Origin of the sequence: uncultured Zhongshania sp., assembly GCF_963975605.1 — a bacterium.
In the GTDB taxonomy this organism is placed as follows: Bacteria; Pseudomonadota; Gammaproteobacteria; order Pseudomonadales; family Spongiibacteraceae; genus Spongiibacter; species Spongiibacter aquimaris.
In genome coordinates this window covers 332,639-348,612 of record NZ_CAXBHN010000002.1, presented here as the reverse complement: position 1 = coordinate 348,612, position 15,974 = coordinate 332,639, and the positions used below count along the sequence as shown (strand labels likewise).

The window sequence follows — 15,974 nt, the reverse complement described above, 5'->3', positions numbered from 1 at the left end:
TTGCTGCTTGCATGTTAGGAATTGTTCAATGAGCTATCAGGTGTTGGCGCGGAAGTGGCGCCCGAAAACCTTTCGTGAAATGGCGGGGCAGAATCACGTTTTAAAGGCATTAGTAAATGCCCTAGATCACGATCGCCTTCATCATGCCTATTTGTTTACCGGTACCCGTGGTGTGGGTAAAACCACCATTGCCCGTATTTTAGCCAAATGTCTTAACTGTGAAGTTGGCGTTAGCTCTGAACCTTGCGGGCAATGCAATGCCTGTGTCGCAATTAGCGAGGGTCGATTCGTTGATCTGCTAGAGGTCGATGCGGCGTCGCGAACCAAGGTTGAAGACACCCGTGAAATTTTAGATAACGTCCAGTACACGCCGAGCCAAGGCCGCTATAAGGTTTACCTCATAGATGAGGTGCACATGCTGAGTAGCAGCAGTTTTAATGCGCTGCTGAAAACCTTGGAAGAACCTCCGGCGCATGTGAAGTTTTTACTGGCGACCACCGATCCTCAAAAATTGCCGGCGACGATTTTATCGCGCTGCTTGCAGTTCAATTTAAAAAACCTGACGCCTGAGCGAATTGTCGACTACTTAAAGACTGTACTCGACCAAGAGATGGTTCAGTTCGATGAGTCATCGCTGTGGTTATTGGGTCGTGCTGCCGACGGCAGTATGCGTGATGCTCTTAGTTTAACGGATCAGGCGATTGCCTTTGGTTCCGGCAAGCTCGGTGAGGCAGACGTGCGGCAGATGTTAGGTACCATCGACCATAATTCTGTTTATCGGTTAATTGAAGCCTTGGCCAGCAGTGATGGTGCTGGGCTACTGGCTGTGGTGGCGGACCTTGCCGAAATGGGGGCTGATTTCCCCGGTGTAATTAGTGAGCTATTGCTTGTTATGCATCGCTTAGCCGTGGCGCAAACAGTACCTGATGGCTTGGATAATAGCCTTGGTGATCGCTCTAAAATCATAGAGTTAGCGGGCAAACTTACAGCAGAAGATGTGCAGTTTTATTACCAGATAGGACTGGCAGGGCGTCGCGATATGGGCTTGGCGCCCGACCCCAGAGCAGGTCTTGAAATGGTTCTGCTCAGAATGCTCGCGTTTAAACCCCAGGGGGTTATTGACGCGCCTCGCCAAGTATTGCCTAGGCCTGTATCTGCAGTGGCGGAGGCCGCTGCTCCGGTAAAAAAGCCGCAGACGCTTGATTCGGCAGATGATGCGCCGACAAGCATCAGCGCTAAGCCGGACGTAAGACCTGAAAATTTGACGGTTTCGCCGTCGGCAAAACAAGCTACTGAGAACACCTCTCAAGTGCAGACACAGCCGGCGATAGATGAGTCGCCTGGCGTGCCTGAGGTGATGTCTTCGAACGATATACCAAGCGACATAGCTGCCGCTCACGTCGAAAAACCTGCAAGCTCCGTTGGCTTTGACGCGGCGTCTGATCTAGCTCTCGAGAAAGTCGCGATTGTAGTCGAAGAGCAGCAAGTTGCGGGGATTGAGCCGATAGCACAGGCTCGTGACTCAAGAGTAGAATTGACTACAGAGCGAATCGATTTTTCGCAACTCAATGAGAAGGTATGGCGCGAACAATTTGACGTGTTTCAATTACCTGGAATGTTAGGAAACTTGGCGGGGCTTTGCCAAATAGCGGCAAAGTCGGACAACGGTGTCGAGTTCGTTGTGGATTCTGCGAACACCGCGTTTCTAAGCGATCGTAACGTCGAGCGACTAGGTGAGCTGCTTTCAGAGTATTTCGGTAAGTCGCTCCAGGTCACCGTTACTATTGCCGAGCTTGATATTGAAACCCCAGCGGGCTTTAAACAGAGATGTTTGGACGAGCGCTTAGTCCTTGCTAAAAATGCCCTGCGCGCCGACAACTATGTGAATCGTATCATAGCGGAATTTGATGGTGTGCTAGATGAAGACTCAGTGCGCCTTGTCGACTAGACCATGACGACTAGATCCAGTTGCTTAGACTTTGTTGACGATTGGATGGCATAACTGAGCGGCTTAAGTGCATGAATAGAGCGCTACTTTTTAACTAGATTTCAAAAGATCTGAATGAGATAGAACTATGAAACCTGATTTGAATGAATTAATGAAGAAAGCTGCCGAAATGCAGGAAAAAATGCAAAAGGCGCAGGATGAGCTCGCCAATGTTGAAGTGCAAGGCGAGTCTGGCGCGGGCTTAGTGAAGGTCACTATGACTGGCCGTCACGATGTGCGCAGAGTGGCGATTGACGCAAGCCTGATGTCGGAAGACAAAGAAATTTTGGAAGATCTATTGGCTGCGGCGGTGAACGATGCCGTTCGTAAAGTAGAAAAAAACAACCAGGATAAAATGGGCGGCATGATGTCTGGGCTCGGTATGCCCGCCGGCTTTAAGATGCCGTTCTGAATATGAGCTATAGCCCGCTAATAGATGAAATGATTGATGCCCTGCGCTGTTTGCCGGGTGTGGGTGCAAAATCTGCGCAGCGTATGACCTTTCAGTTGTTGGAACGGAATCGTCCGGGGGCAGCGCGTTTGGCCGCTGCCCTGAGTAAGGCGGCGGAGCATGTTGGACACTGTAATAGTTGCCGCACCTTGACTGAGAATGAGCAGTGTTTTATTTGCGCTGACCAGCGCCGTGATCAGCAAACAATCTGTGTCGTTGAGTCACCTGCGGACGTTGTCGCTTTTGAGCACAGCGGCGATTACAAGGGCTTGTACTTTGTATTGATGGGCCATTTGTCACCCATCGACGGAATTGGTCCCGCGGAAATAGGTATAGACAGATTACTTCAGCGCACGGCTGAATTGTCGGTAAGCGAGCTAATATTAGCGACTAACCCGACCGTTGAGGGTGAGGCGACAGCTTATTATATTACCGAGCAAATGCGCAGTCGCGGAATCGCCGTGAGTCGCATAGCCCACGGGGTACCCTTGGGTGGTGAATTAGAATACGTGGACAGCGGCACGCTGGCACATGCACTTAAAGGACGCCGTCCCATTGACTGATCCTCTTGAATCCCGCGTTTATATCGATACCGACGCGGCGCTGAACGCTGCCTGTAAAAATTGGGCGACAGCCGCATTTTTAGCCATCGATACTGAGTTTATTCGCACCGATACCTTCTATCCGATTGCGGGATTACTGCAGGTTGGCGCAAATGGTGAGCTATACCTGATTGACCCTCTCTCTATTAGCGATTGGTCTGCCTTTACCGCTTTACTGCGGCGGATGGATTTACCGAAAGTTATTCATTCCTGCAGTGAGGATTTAGAGGTATTTAACGTCTTGTTCCAGTGCGTTCCTCAGCCACTGCTCGATACCCAAATTGGCGCTGGATTGGCGGGAATGGGCGCGGGCTTAAGTTATCAGCGGCTAGTGATGGATTGCTTGGGAGTCCATGTCGAAAAAGGTGAGACCCGATCCGATTGGTTGCGTCGTCCACTCAGCGAGAGTCAATGCGTTTACGCGGCGCTGGATGTACTGTATTTGCAGCGGATATACCCCATTCTGTGTAAGCGCTTAGACGAGAAGGGGGCGTTGGGATGGTGGCAAGAGGATTGCGCTGTCATTACCGCGCAGGCGGAAAAGCCAACTGATGCCAGTGAGTATTATCTGCGTATCAAGTCTCTTTGGAAGTTGAGTACTAGGCAGCAATATATCTTGAAAATACTGTGCGCGTGGCGTGAGACTGAAGCTAGAGAACGAAATATTCCAAGAGGTCGCGTGTTAAAAGACGCCGCGTGCTTTGAGATCGCAAGACTGCAGCCCGCAGATAGTAGCCAGTTCAGCCGAATAAAAGAGTTATCTCCGGGCAGTATTCGGCGGTATGGTGAGGCAATACTTGATTTGCTTGCTGAGGGGCGCTCAGCCGATGACGGTGAATTGCCTTCGCCAGCACCAAAACCTCTGACACCAGCGCAAACGCAGCGCTACAAGCAATTCAAGGCGGTCGCGGAAGAGGTTGCTGATCAGCTGGGGGTGGCGCCTGAAGTATTTGTTAAAAAGCGTGATATTGAAGAGATAATTCGCAGCGCTCGTTTACCGGATGCGCTTACAACATGGCGCAAGCCTTTGATTGGCGATAAATTACTCGCGTTAAGTGAGAAAAAAGCATGAAACGAATTTGCGCGGTTTATCGTAGCTCACGTACTGAAGGCATGTATTTGTACGTGGATCACCAGGAAGATCTAGCGCGGGTGCCCGAGGAATTACTTTCTCGTTTCGGTAAACCTCAGCGTTCTATGACCATTGTTTTGCATGCCGAGCGAAAATTGGCCCGGGCCGATGTCGCAAAGGTGATGGGCGAGATTGAAAATAACGGCTTTTACCTGCAACTTCCGCCCCAGCCAGAGCGATTAAACCCGCGGGTAGGGCCGGAAACTGACGACTAAATTAGGCTATGGCAGACATTGTTCGACGCCCATTTTGGGAGCAAAAGACCTTAGCGGAAATGTCAGCCGAGGAGTGGGAGTCAGTTTGCGACGGCTGTGGTAAGTGTTGTCTGCATAAATTGGAAGATCACGATAATGGTGACGTGTTTTACACGGATGTGGCTTGTCGTTTGCTGGATACGAATTTATGTCGCTGCAGCGACTACAGCGCGCGCAGGAAATTAGTGCCGGATTGTGTGTCTTTAAGGCATAGCGATCCCGATGACATGTATTGGTTACCTGAAAGTTGTGCTTACCGCGTATTGGCAGAGGGGCGTATGTTGGAAGATTGGCATCCCCTGATTTCTGGTGATGTAAATAGCGTTCATGAGGCCGGTGTGTCTATCCGTGGTCGTTGCATTAGTGAAAACGAGCTTAAAGATACGGATTACGAAGATCGTATTATTAACTGGGTGGAGTAGGGACCTACATGGTTGACATGAGTGATTACAAACTCGCTTGGCAGGTATATCTTGGCGTTGGATTATTGGCGGGCTTGATCTGGTGTATGTTACTGCGCCGCGTGCAAATAGGCGTGGTGAGGTACTGGCTGATGATTGCTGGCGTGGTTTTCCTATTTTTACCCGCTCGTCACCCCGATGTGTCTGAATTATGGGTGCCGTCTGCGGGGGGCGCGGTGTTGACGATTTTTACAGATGGTGTGGCAAAGGCAGTACCTATGCTGATCATCATCGTCGCGGGTCAAATACTCGCCTTAGTGCTTGGTGTTGTGCTCGCGTTTGTTTTCCCTCGTCAGAACAATGAGGGCAAAAGGGTCGCGCCGAGTAAAGTCGCGGCCAGTGGGCGCACAGAGCCCAGCATCGGTTCGGATTGAGCTCTTTCGGCTTTGATGCGGATCTCGTCTGGTTGCTTTTAAATCGTCGTAGATTCGCTATACTTTGCGTAAGAATCGCACCAATATCAAAAATAAGGATAGCCTGATCGTAGCGCCTTAAATGGCATAAGAAGCGGGTTTGCGTTTTAAAAACGTTTTTAGGGAAGTCGATGGATCTGGAATTAGTAGGCGTAGACGGTGGTGAATCACATGTGATTACTGCCACATCAGTGGTGATTGGCCGCGATAGTGGCAATGACATCACTATCGCTAAAGATTTACTGTCGCGGCGCCACGCTAAGCTAAGTTTTATTGACGAAGAGTGGTTGTTGGAGGATTTAAATTCCACCAATGGCACCTCGGTGAATAATCGTCAAATCACACGTCCAACAAAGGTTAAGGTGGGGGACGTAATCAAGTTTGGCGAGGCAGCATACTATTTAAAAAGTAGTGCCGACGACGGCAGAACAATCGTTGCTTCCCGCTTACCACAGAAAGATATCTCTTCAGGTGGCTCTGTGGTTATTGATGAAGAGCCCGATGGAGATCAGACTTCTTTTCAACAATCCTACCAATTGCCATCGGGTTGGACAAATGTGTCCACCCAGAATCCTGCCTATACCAAAGAAGCGGTTGATAAGCTGATCACGCGAACCATTACGGCAAAGCAGCTTGACCCTGATGTGGTGCTGGTTTTTTATATTAATCAATCTCGGCCGCTGGTTTACGGTATTTCCGCCAAGAAAAGCGACGCTTTTTGGACGATAGGCCGAGGTCAAGACGTTAAAATTCGCGTCGATGATCCTAGTATCTCCTTACAACACGCTAAGCTATTATATAAAGCAGGGGATTGGGCGTTAGAGGACGCGGGTTCGACGAACGGCCTGCGTGTCGACGACGAAGCCAGTGCAAGTGTTATCCTGCGGGATCAGTGCGTGGTTAGTCTTGGCCGCGTTGATATGGTTTTCCGTAAGTTGAAATAGATAAAAATAATATTGTAGTGAGCGGAGCGCAGTTGGATATGCGGCTCGGTCGGGATGGAACCATAATCTAGGGTATTGCGGAGGCAGTCATGGCTAGTCTTAAGGGTAGTTACCGTCGCTGGTGGCTTGGTTGCTTGATTGTCATGCTTTTTAGTGGCGTATCGGCGTGTTCAAACACACAAGAAAATGACACGGGTGCAGTACCTGCTAGCACAGAAGATGTTATAGCGGGCTTGCAAATTGTTGATTGCCTGCTGCCGGGCCAGCTGCGCAAGTTAGGCAATATGTCGTACATGTCGCCAAGACGTCCTGTAAAAACCACTGCAGCAGATTGTCGAATTCGCGGCGGTGAGTATGTCGCATATGACCGAGCCGATTATAAAACAGCATTAAAGGTTTGGTTGCCGTCTGCAGAGCAGGGTGATGCAGAGGCACAGCTTGCGGTAGGTGAAATTTTTGAGAAGGGGCTTGGCACCGAACCAAATTACGAAGTAGCAATATTTTGGTACCAAAAGGCCGCTGATCAAGGTAATAAGAGCGCCTTATTTAATCTAGGTACATTGTATGAGCAGGGCTTGGGTGTTGAGAAAGACCGTCTGCAAGCGATAAATTATTATCGGCAGGCTTGGGGAATCCCAGAAGACAGCTTAATTTACCAAGAAACAGCGCAGCGCGAACAGCAGGAGTTACGCGCTGAATTGGCAAATCAATTAAAGGCTAAAGATCAGCAGCTGGCATTGCTAGATCGTCAAGTGACAGCCTTAAAAAAGCAAGTGAGTAGCGCGAATACCTCGACCGCAGTTGCACAAAACTCCGGTGCAGAGTTAGCTACTCTGCAGCAATTGCTTAAATCAGTACACAACGACCGCGCCAGCGTAGAACGCAAACTATCTACCATACCAAGATTGCGGACACCTGCTTTATCGATGCCTAAGGCGTCTCCTACTGCCGCTGGCGGCGGAACTAAATTCGATGATATGGATTTCGGTCGCTATTATGCGTTGGTAATTGGTAATCGGGACTACGCGATATTAGATGATTTAGAAACGCCGCTAAACGACGCCAGAGAGATTGGTGACATTCTTGAAAAGCAATATGGTTTTCAGGTCCAGCTCTTGCTTGATTCAGATCGACTAACAGTAATGCAGGCGATTAACGAGCTGCACAGCGTGTTGACGGAAAAAGATAATTTACTTATCTACTATGCTGGTCACGGCAGCATGGTTAATGTTGGCGAGCGGGATACCGGCTATTGGTTGCCAATAAATGCAGATCCGCCACCGAATGATGCTTTTTGGATATCCAATGAATTTGTTAGCAATCATTTAGGCCGGCTGCAAGCCAAGCGCGTGTTAGTGATTGCAGATTCCTGCTACGGCGGCTTGTTGTCTTCGGCGCCAGGTCAGTTGTTTTTAGGTCAAGGTCGGGAGTCAGATAACCCCGAGTACGTTAAATACAAGCTGCCTCGGCGCTCACGTTTACTCATGTCATCTGGTGGCGATAAGCCTGTGATTGACGAGGGCGGTGACGGACATTCGGTGTTCGCGAGGGAGTTGATAAATGTATTGCGCGCCAATAAAGGATTATTGTCGGCGCCTGATTTATATGCCCAAATTCGAGAGCCGGTGACCCAGCAGGCAGCGCTGAACAATTTCATTCAAGAGCCAGTTTATAAAATTATTAAAGGCGCTGGACATGAGGTTGGCGACTTTTTCTTTATTCCCAAAGCCGACGTAAATTAATTACTCACTGATAGGTTTAATTTTTCCGAGTTTTTTTACCAAAATTTAGAGAGAGATAACAACGTGAAAACTTATTTTGTAAACAAAGCAGTTTCTAGCGTCTTAGCTATTAGCTGTGGGCTATTGTTACTTCCCAGCGCTGTTTTGGCGGAAGCAAGTGATGTGGAGTGTAATAGTAAAGTCGTATCTGGTGGTGACAATTCCGGTGAATACATCCCCCCTACAGGTGGGCAGGGAAGTGGCGAATTTAGCACTCTAGCTTCCTCAGCGGGCGTTCCCCGAGTTGCTGAAACTACCGAAGGCGAGATAGTTACCTTTCCTGAAACAGCTGTTCCCGTAGAAACCAGGGACTTCGATATTTGTGGCGCGACGGTGAGTGAGTCGGCGGGTAGTCAAGCGCAGGAAGTGGCGATGACGATCGGTTCCAAGATAATTAGCCAGCGTAATATGAGTGGCAAAAAATCTAATAAAACCGCGTTTGATTATCGCGCACTTGGTGGTGCGGCAGGAGCCGACGACGCAGATAATGCCATGCTAAATGGTAGTCGATTCTCCCTGTTTAGCTTCGCAGATTACTCTAACCGCGATAGGCACGCCACATCGAAAAGTGGCGGCTATGAGCAAGAAATCAATTCGATTACCTTGGGTTTTGATTACCGATTAGATGACGCGACGTTTTTAGGTCTGTCGCTTAGTGGCTCTGACGGTGATAGTGATCTGGACACCCAGAACGGAGGCAGCGAAGTGTCGTCTACCACCTTTGGGGTTCACGGTGCCAAATACTGTGGTGATAATTTTGTTGCTGGTCTAATTGCCTACGGTGCTTTAGATGTGGATGTGGCAAGAACCACGGTTGGAGATAGCTTTACTGCGTCGACCGATGGCAGCTATTGGTATGGTGATTTTTCATTGGGTATGGAAAAAAATTACGGCGGTCTTCGCGTTACACCTCAGGCTCGTCTGTTGCTTCTGTCTGGAGAACTCGATGCGTATCGCGAAACGTCGGCCTCAGGTTTTGGCATAATTCGGAGTATAGATAGTCAAGATATTGATTCAACGACGCTGACTTTGTCGGTTCAAAGTGATTACCCCATTTTACAAGATTGGGGGGTGTTGTTGCCTTCCTTAAGGGTGGAGTTAATCGCAACTGATGGTGACGCTTATACTGCAAATGGCCAAAATTTAAATGATTCGGATAAAAGCGCTATCAGCAGTTTCGCTAATGAAGCCGACGATCCAGACTCCAGTACTGTGTTGGTTTCGTGGGGCGCTTCTGCACAGTTTAGCGGTGGTTTCGCTGCTTACGCAGTATATGAGCGTTTGTTTTATCACGACTACCTAAACAAATACACGGCAACGGTTGGTCTAAGGTATGAGTTTCCCTAGGCGTGACTTTGTGCGGGTAGTATAGAAGGAAGTAATGAAACAACGTGGCAACTTAGCAAGCGTAGAGTTAATGTCACGACGCGTTCACAAATGGCTCAAATGCAGGATTTTGTTTTTCTGTCATTTGGGCCTTTTTATTTCTGTGTTGTGCCTTTCTGCATGCAGCAGCCCGACACAGAAGATAGACGCAAGTGCAATTGAATACGGCATGCAGCACCGCGTAATAAAGGGGGACGGCTTTAATCACATTGCGTACTTGCGAATTAAGCAACCTCACAGCCGGCGCATACATATCTATATAGAAGGTGATGGTCGGCCATGGCTTGATGGTAGAGAAGTGTCCGCAGACCCGACGACCAAGCAGCCACTGGCATTAAGCTTGGCGAATCTGGATTCTGAAAATATTCTCTACCTTGGGCGGCCCTGTTATATGGGCTTATTTCAAGATGGCGATTGTAAGGATATATATTGGACCTCAGCGCGATATTCCCCTGTTGTGGTACAGAGTATGGTGGCGGCAGTAAATGACATTGCTGCGGAGTTTGATATCGATCAATCTACGTTGATCGGCTATAGCGGTGGTGGCAGTTTAGCGATGTTGATGGCCTCGGATTTGTTTTTTCAGCAAATACCATCCTTAGTCAGCGTTGTCACCATTGCGGGCAATCTTGATGTGGCGTCGTGGACGGCTCATCATGGCTATTTGCCGCTCTCGGATTCGCTAGATCCCGCGAAGCTTAATTACCCAGGCACACTAAAGTTTTTACACTTTGGCGGTGCAGAAGACAAAAATGTGTCGTCTTCTCACTTACTTAATTTTGTCTCCCTGCATGGCGGGCAATATAAAATACTTGCAGATATAGATCATAGTTGCTGCTGGCTGCAGCGTTGGCCAGAGTTGTTGCAAAAGGATGTAAACCCTATAGGGAGAGTAGCGGAATGAGCGAAGAAGATAAAACAAAGATCGCGGGTGTGGAGCGTGCTGAACATGAAGAAGACACCGAACTAGACGAGTCTTTGTTTGATCTAGATGATAGCGCGGCCTGCGGCGATAGCTCGATAATCATTGATGAAATTACCGAGTTACAGTCTGCCCGAAGCGACGACATTGAAATAGATGATATATCTGAGGTCCATTCGCTTGATGACGATGCTACGGTTGCTATTGCCCCTGACCAAAACGAAGACACAATAGTGGGCTTCGACGACGCCACAGTCGTCACTGCAAGGCAACAAGATGATGCAACAGCCGTTTTTGACTCTGCTAAGACCGTGGCGAACTCGGCTAAAAATAGTCGAGTGAGCTTTCAAGTAGGTGATTTGTTAAAAGATCGTTTTCGTCTGGAAAAAATGTTGGGCGAAGGGGGGATGGGCGCGGTATTTCTAGCTGTCGATCAGCGTAAAATCGAAGCCCGTCATCACGATCCCTACGTAGCAATTAAACTCATTAGCGGTGACTTTTCGCAAGATCCTCTCGCATATATTTCACTGCAAAGAGAAACCGATAAATCGCAAAAACTTGCCCACCCGAACGTAATCACTGTTTACGATTTTGACCGAGATGGTGATGTCTTCTTCATGACGATGGAGGCATTAAAAGGTCAAACATTAGACGAAATTATTAAAGATGAGACTCGTAGCCACGCTCAGTCGGTTGCTTATATAAATGCAATGAGCCAAGGTCTCGCATACGCGCATCAGCGCAATATCGTGCACTCCGATGTTAAGCCGCAAAACATTTTTGTGACCGAGGCCGGTGTTTTAAAAGTACTCGATTTCGGTATCGCCCGCGCATTGTCTTCTGTCGAAGGCGCGGTGCAAGATGAAATTGATGAGGTGGTTGGTTTAACTCCTGCTTATGCGAGTTGCGATATGTTTGAGGGGGCTGACCCCGATCCAGCCGACGACGTGTATGCGATCGGCGTAATTGCATATCAATTGTTTACCGGAAAACATCCCTTTGACCGCAAGAAGGCGACAGTAGCGCGCGACGCAGGTATGCAGCCAAAGCGTATCAAAGGTATTCCGCACTATCAGTGGAAGGCTATCGCAAAGGCGTTAAATTTTGAGCGCACCATGCGCTGGCAAAATGCAGATCAGTTCTATCGCCAATTTAGCGGCGCTGGTCGTATGGCCAAGCATCTTAGTTTGGCTTTATTGGCGGTGGTTTTGGCCTTTGCAGGCTATCTCAGTTTTTATACGCCAGAAGCTGGCCCCGATATTCCCTTTGAGGAGCTCGCTCCAGATATTCAAAAGAAGGTGTTGGATAATTTAAGTGAAGCGGATCAGGCCTTAAAGTTCGCCGACATAAACGGTGCATTATTCTATTTAGATCGAGCGTATTCATTGCACCCAAGGAACAAAGAGGTCATGACCAAAATCGATGCCTTGGTTGATAAGGTCGTTGCTGCGTTGGCGGTCGGTGATACCGAAAGCGGCCGTACACTCCGACTGCAGCAGCTTGAAGAGCTTATGAAGTACGATTCTCTTGCACAAAATTCCGAGTTACTTGATCTTAAAAAATCGCTGCAGAGCCACTGAAATAGGGTGAAAACATAGTAGGGTAAAGGTGTCGAGTGATAGGTTTTTACCCATCACTCGGCGCTGACTAGCCTTCGATTTCGGTGAAGGCTCCGTCAAACAGGGCAGAGCTTAAATACCGTTCAGCTGAGTCTGGCAAAATCGCGACGATTGTTTTACCAGCATTTTCAGGTTGTGATGCTAGGCGCTGTGCTACCGCCATGGCCGCCCCGCTGGAAATTCCGGCCAGAATACCTTCTTCTTTCATCAAGCGGTGCGCCCACTGCATGGCTTCCTCATCAGTCACCGCCTCGACGATATCGACCATACTTAAATCAAGATTGTCCGGGATAAACCCAGCGCCAATACCTTGAATTTTGTGGGGCGCATGGCTGGGCTCGCTGCCATTGAGCGCACTGCGTATGAGTGTCGATGACGCCGGCTCAACAGCGACGGTGGTGATTGCCTTGCCGCAGGTATTTTTGATGTATCGTGATATACCGGATAGGGTGCCGCCGGTGCCAACACCACTCACCAGAATATCGATGCTACCATTGGTGTCCTGCCAAATTTCTGGGCCGGTAGTGCGTTCGTGAATCGCGGGGTTCGCGGGGTTGCTAAACTGCTGTGGCATGAAATACTTCGCGGGATCGCTGGCAACCACCTCCTCGGCGGCGGCAATAGCGCCTTTCATACCTTTGCTACCTTCACTCAGAATAAGCTTGGCACCCAGGGCGAGTAGTACTTTTCGGCGCTCCATACTCATGCTGTTTGGCATAGTTAGGGTAATCGGATAACCCCGTGCAGCCGCTACAAACGCGAGGGCAATACCCGTATTGCCGCTGGTAGGTTCGACGATTTCCATTCCCGCCTTAAGTAGCCCGTCCTTTTCAGCCTGCCAAATCATATTGGCACCGATTCTGCACTTGACGCTGTTGGCTGGGTTGCGACTCTCCATTTTCACAAAAATAGTGTGCTGGCTGATCCTGTTTATTTTGATCAGTGGGGTGTTGCCAATACTGAGGCTTAGATCATTGAATGGGGCGGACATATCGGTCTCCATTGCTGTTGATTTCTGGAAAATAAGCCCAATAAAGGGTGAATAGGGCGATATTTATCGAATTTATGTGTAAAGCTCTTACTATAGCTGGCCTGATTTGTAATTGCCTTATAAAGCCAGCTTGGGTAGTCTGCTGCGCAATCATTTTAAACTTCGCCTCGTTATAAGCAAACCGTGCGATATTTTCACCAGGAAAAAGCAATGAAATTTACGGGTACCGATTCTTATGTTTCAACCGATGACCTGAGTATGGCAGTGAACGCTGCTGTGACATTACAGCGTCCATTACTGATTAAAGGCGAGCCGGGCACGGGTAAAACGTTGCTTGCTGAGCAGGTTGCAGCCTCGCTGGGTAAGCCCTTGATTCAGTGGCATATCAAGTCAACCACAAAGGCGCAACAAGGTCTGTATGAATACGATGCGGTATCGCGTTTGCGCGACTCGCAGCTCGGCAATGAAAAGGTTAACGATATTGCCAACTACATTAAACGCGGCAAGTTATGGGAAGCCTTTGCAGCGGATGAGCAGGTGGTTTTGCTGATTGATGAAATTGATAAGGCTGACATCGAATTTCCCAACGATTTACTCGTTGAATTGGACCGCATGGAATTCTTTGTCTATGAAACGGGTGAAACCGTTAAAGCGAAAAAGCGCCCGATTATCATCATTACCAGTAACAATGAAAAGGAGCTTCCGGACGCATTCCTGCGGCGCTGCTTCTTCCATTTCATCACCTTCCCAGATCGCGATACCATGCAGAAAATCATCGCGGTTCACTATCCTGATATTTCCAAACAGCTGGTTGCAGAGGCCATGGAGATGTTCTTTGAAATTCGTCAAATTCCGGGCTTGAAGAAAAAGCCCTCTACCTCTGAGTTAATCGATTGGCTGAAGTTACTGATGGCCGATGAGATTCCCGATGAAATATTAAAGAATCGTGATACCAGTAAAGCGATCCCACCTTTATATGGCGCCTTGTTGAAAAACGAACAAGATGTGCACTTACTAGAGCGATTGGCCTTTATGCACCGTCGCGAGAGTCGCGGCTAATATGTTAGTTCAATTTTTCCTCGGTCTCAGAAACGCCGGCATTCCGGTCACTATCCGTGAGCTGCTAGATTTGATTTCAGGGCTTGAGGCGCGTTTGGCTTTTGTCGACGTCGACGAGTTCTATCAGCTCGCGCGTATATGTATGGTCAAGGATGAAAAATACTACGATCGCTTTGATAAGGCCTTTGCCAGTTACTTCTCGGAACTGAGCACGCTTGATGACATTATCGAGGCGATGATTCCAGATGACTGGCTTCGTAAAGAGTTTCTCAAGCAGCTCAGCGATGAAGAGAAAGCGAAGATTGAGTCCTTGGGTGGCTTAGACAAGCTCATTGAAGAATTTAAGAAGCGTCTTGACGAACAGAAGGGCCGCCACGAGGGTGGTAATAAGTGGATTGGCACCGGTGGTACGTCGCCCTACGGTCACAGTGGATATAACCCTGAAGGTATTCGAATTGGTGGCGAAAGTAGCAATAAGAAAGCGGTAAAGGTATGGGAGCGCCGAGACTTTAAAAACCTAGACGATAATGTCGAGCTGGGTACCAGAAATATTAAAGTTGCACTGCGCCGTTTGCGAAAGTTTGCCCGTACCGGCGCGGCAGACGAGCTAGATATTAACGACACCATTTCTTCAACGGCAAAAAATGGCGGCATGCTAGATTTAAAAATGGTGCCCGAACGTCACAATGCCGTAAAAGTACTGCTGTTTTTTGACATCGGCGGATCAATGGATCCTCATATCAAAGTATGCGAAGAGTTATTCTCTGCTGCGCGGACTGAATTCAAGCATATGCAATATTACTACTTCCACAACTATATCTATGAGTCCGTGTGGGACAATAATATTCGCCGGCATTCAGAGCGTATCCAACTGCTCGATATTCTGCACAAATACAGCGCTGACTATAAAGTCATTTTTGTTGGCGACGCGTCTATGTCGCCCTACGAAATTGTTCAGCCCGGTGGCAGTGTTGAGCACTGGAATGAAGAGTCTGGCGAAGTGTGGATGCGACGTTTACGTGAAACCTATGAAAAGGTTGCTTGGTTAAATCCCGTCCCCCCGCAGGACTGGAATTGGACGCAGTCTATAAAACTGGTTGAACAGCAGATGGAGGGGCATATGTTCCCCATGACCTTGGGCGGTCTTGAAAAGGCCATGGCCTACCTAGCCAAATAACAGCGTTCTTTACCGCAGTGCATTAACGCCCTAAAAACGCGATTAATGCAGCGGTTACTGCCACATTCAGTGATTCGACACCGTTGTGCATTGGTATTTTGAGCATGGTGTCGCACAAGCTTTCAATGTCTTTGCTCACACCGTCCGTTTCATTGCCTAAAATATAAATCTGGCTAGTGCGTACAGGGTTTTCAAAAACCGAATGTTTTGCGTGGGATGACAGACCGCAAATCTGCGCGCCGTCAGCTTGCATGCGTGCTAACTCTTTCGCTAGATCCTCACAGTAAAACAAAGGCGCCCTAAACAGCGTGCCGGCGCTGGCTTTGATCACCAAGGCGGTCAATGGTGCGCCACCGCGCCGCGGTAGAATAATACCGTCAATGCCACTTGCCGCCACCGAGCGAATGATCATGCCCATGTTTTGCGGGTTGGTGATGCGATCTAAGGCAATGTAGCGTTGCTTGCCGCTACTCAGCATGTCTTTGCTAATAACGGTGCTCGGCTGGTAGCCGCTGAGTTGCAAATCTGCAGCGACGCCTTGATCCTGTTTGCCGTTTTTAGAAATTCTGGATAGCGCTTTTCGATCATGAAATTCAATATCAATATTGCGTTGCTGCGCGATTTTTTTGATATCGCGAATAATCCCGTCTTCTTTATTGCTGTCGGCAAGGTGTAATTTATAAATTTGCATCGCCGAGTCTTGCAGCGCTTCTAAAACAGGTTTGCGGCCGTAAATGGTGAGAAGCTGATCAAAAAAAGCTTTGCGCTGTTGGTACTCGGGATTGCTCATAATGT

Annotated in this window: 16 protein-coding genes; 14 read left to right on the top strand and 2 right to left on the bottom strand. The window is 48.6% G+C overall.

Features of this window, described 5'->3' with window-relative positions:
- The first annotated feature begins 28 nt into the window (after positions 1 to 28).
- From dnaX to AAC007_RS03885, 12 genes are all read left to right on the top strand, one after another.
- Complete coding sequence (gene dnaX / locus AAC007_RS03940) at positions 29 to 1,948, top strand: DNA polymerase III subunit gamma/tau (protein ID WP_339674683.1); 1,920 nt, start codon at positions 29 to 31, stop codon at positions 1,946 to 1,948.
- Positions 1,949 to 2,075: 127 nt separating this feature from the next.
- A complete protein-coding gene (locus AAC007_RS03935) occupies positions 2,076 to 2,399 on the top strand; it encodes a YbaB/EbfC family nucleoid-associated protein (RefSeq protein ID WP_219041709.1) in 324 nt (107 codons plus the stop codon).
- 2 nt (positions 2,400 to 2,401) lie between these two features.
- Positions 2,402 to 3,001: a recombination mediator RecR gene (gene recR / locus AAC007_RS03930; protein WP_219041708.1), complete on the top strand. Its 600-nt coding sequence runs from the start codon at positions 2,402 to 2,404 to the stop codon at positions 2,999 to 3,001.
- Positions 2,994 to 4,112: a ribonuclease D gene (gene rnd, locus AAC007_RS03925; protein ID WP_339674682.1), complete on the top strand. Its 1,119-nt coding sequence runs from the start codon at positions 2,994 to 2,996 to the stop codon at positions 4,110 to 4,112. Before recR ends, rnd begins: the two co-directional genes overlap by 8 nt.
- Positions 4,109 to 4,387 (top strand): YcgL domain-containing protein, encoded by a 279-nt coding sequence (locus AAC007_RS03920; protein ID WP_295871651.1) that lies wholly within the window; start codon positions 4,109 to 4,111, stop codon positions 4,385 to 4,387. The genes rnd and AAC007_RS03920 overlap by 4 nt, the downstream gene beginning before the upstream one ends.
- Before the next feature lie 8 nt (positions 4,388 to 4,395).
- Positions 4,396 to 4,848, top strand: a complete 453-nt coding sequence (locus tag AAC007_RS03915; protein ID WP_295871653.1) for a YcgN family cysteine cluster protein — start codon at positions 4,396 to 4,398, stop codon at positions 4,846 to 4,848.
- 8 nt (positions 4,849 to 4,856) lie between these two features.
- A complete protein-coding gene (locus AAC007_RS03910) occupies positions 4,857 to 5,261 on the top strand; it encodes a hypothetical protein (protein WP_296433990.1) in 405 nt (134 codons plus the stop codon).
- 170 nt (positions 5,262 to 5,431) lie between these two features.
- A complete protein-coding gene (locus AAC007_RS03905; RefSeq protein ID WP_296433989.1) occupies positions 5,432 to 6,244 on the top strand; it encodes an FHA domain-containing protein in 813 nt (270 codons plus the stop codon).
- Positions 6,245 to 6,333: 89 nt separating this feature from the next.
- On the top strand, positions 6,334 to 7,986 hold the full coding sequence (locus tag AAC007_RS03900; RefSeq protein ID WP_339674680.1) for a caspase family protein: 1,653 nt from the start codon (positions 6,334 to 6,336) through the stop codon (positions 7,984 to 7,986).
- 63 nt (positions 7,987 to 8,049) lie between these two features.
- A complete protein-coding gene (locus AAC007_RS03895; protein WP_339674679.1) occupies positions 8,050 to 9,372 on the top strand; it encodes an autotransporter outer membrane beta-barrel domain-containing protein in 1,323 nt (440 codons plus the stop codon).
- A 208-nt stretch (positions 9,373 to 9,580) separates the two neighbouring features.
- Positions 9,581 to 10,315: a hypothetical protein gene (locus AAC007_RS03890; RefSeq protein WP_339674677.1), complete on the top strand. Its 735-nt coding sequence runs from the start codon at positions 9,581 to 9,583 to the stop codon at positions 10,313 to 10,315.
- Positions 10,312 to 11,913, top strand: coding sequence for a serine/threonine-protein kinase (locus AAC007_RS03885; protein ID WP_339674675.1), 1,602 nt, complete (start codon positions 10,312 to 10,314; stop codon positions 11,911 to 11,913). Before AAC007_RS03890 ends, AAC007_RS03885 begins: the two co-directional genes overlap by 4 nt.
- 67 nt (positions 11,914 to 11,980) lie before the next feature.
- On the opposite strand, the gene cysK is transcribed toward AAC007_RS03885, so the two are convergent.
- Positions 11,981 to 12,943 (bottom strand): cysteine synthase A, encoded by a 963-nt coding sequence (cysK, locus tag AAC007_RS03880; RefSeq protein ID WP_296433983.1) that lies wholly within the window; start codon positions 12,941 to 12,943, stop codon positions 11,981 to 11,983.
- Positions 12,944 to 13,153: 210 nt separating this feature from the next.
- Between cysK and AAC007_RS03875 the strand changes: the two genes are divergently transcribed.
- On the top strand, positions 13,154 to 14,002 hold the full coding sequence (locus AAC007_RS03875; RefSeq protein ID WP_219041698.1) for a MoxR family ATPase: 849 nt from the start codon (positions 13,154 to 13,156) through the stop codon (positions 14,000 to 14,002).
- 1 nt (position 14,003) lies between these two features.
- Positions 14,004 to 15,179 (top strand): VWA domain-containing protein, encoded by a 1,176-nt coding sequence (locus AAC007_RS03870; RefSeq protein WP_295871669.1) that lies wholly within the window; start codon positions 14,004 to 14,006, stop codon positions 15,177 to 15,179.
- Between the two features lie 22 nt (positions 15,180 to 15,201).
- Here the strand turns inward: AAC007_RS03870 and AAC007_RS03865 are convergent, their stop codons facing one another.
- Positions 15,202 to 15,969, bottom strand: coding sequence for an RNA methyltransferase (locus AAC007_RS03865; RefSeq protein WP_339674673.1), 768 nt, complete (start codon positions 15,967 to 15,969; stop codon positions 15,202 to 15,204).
- Positions 15,970 to 15,974 lie beyond the last annotated feature (5 nt).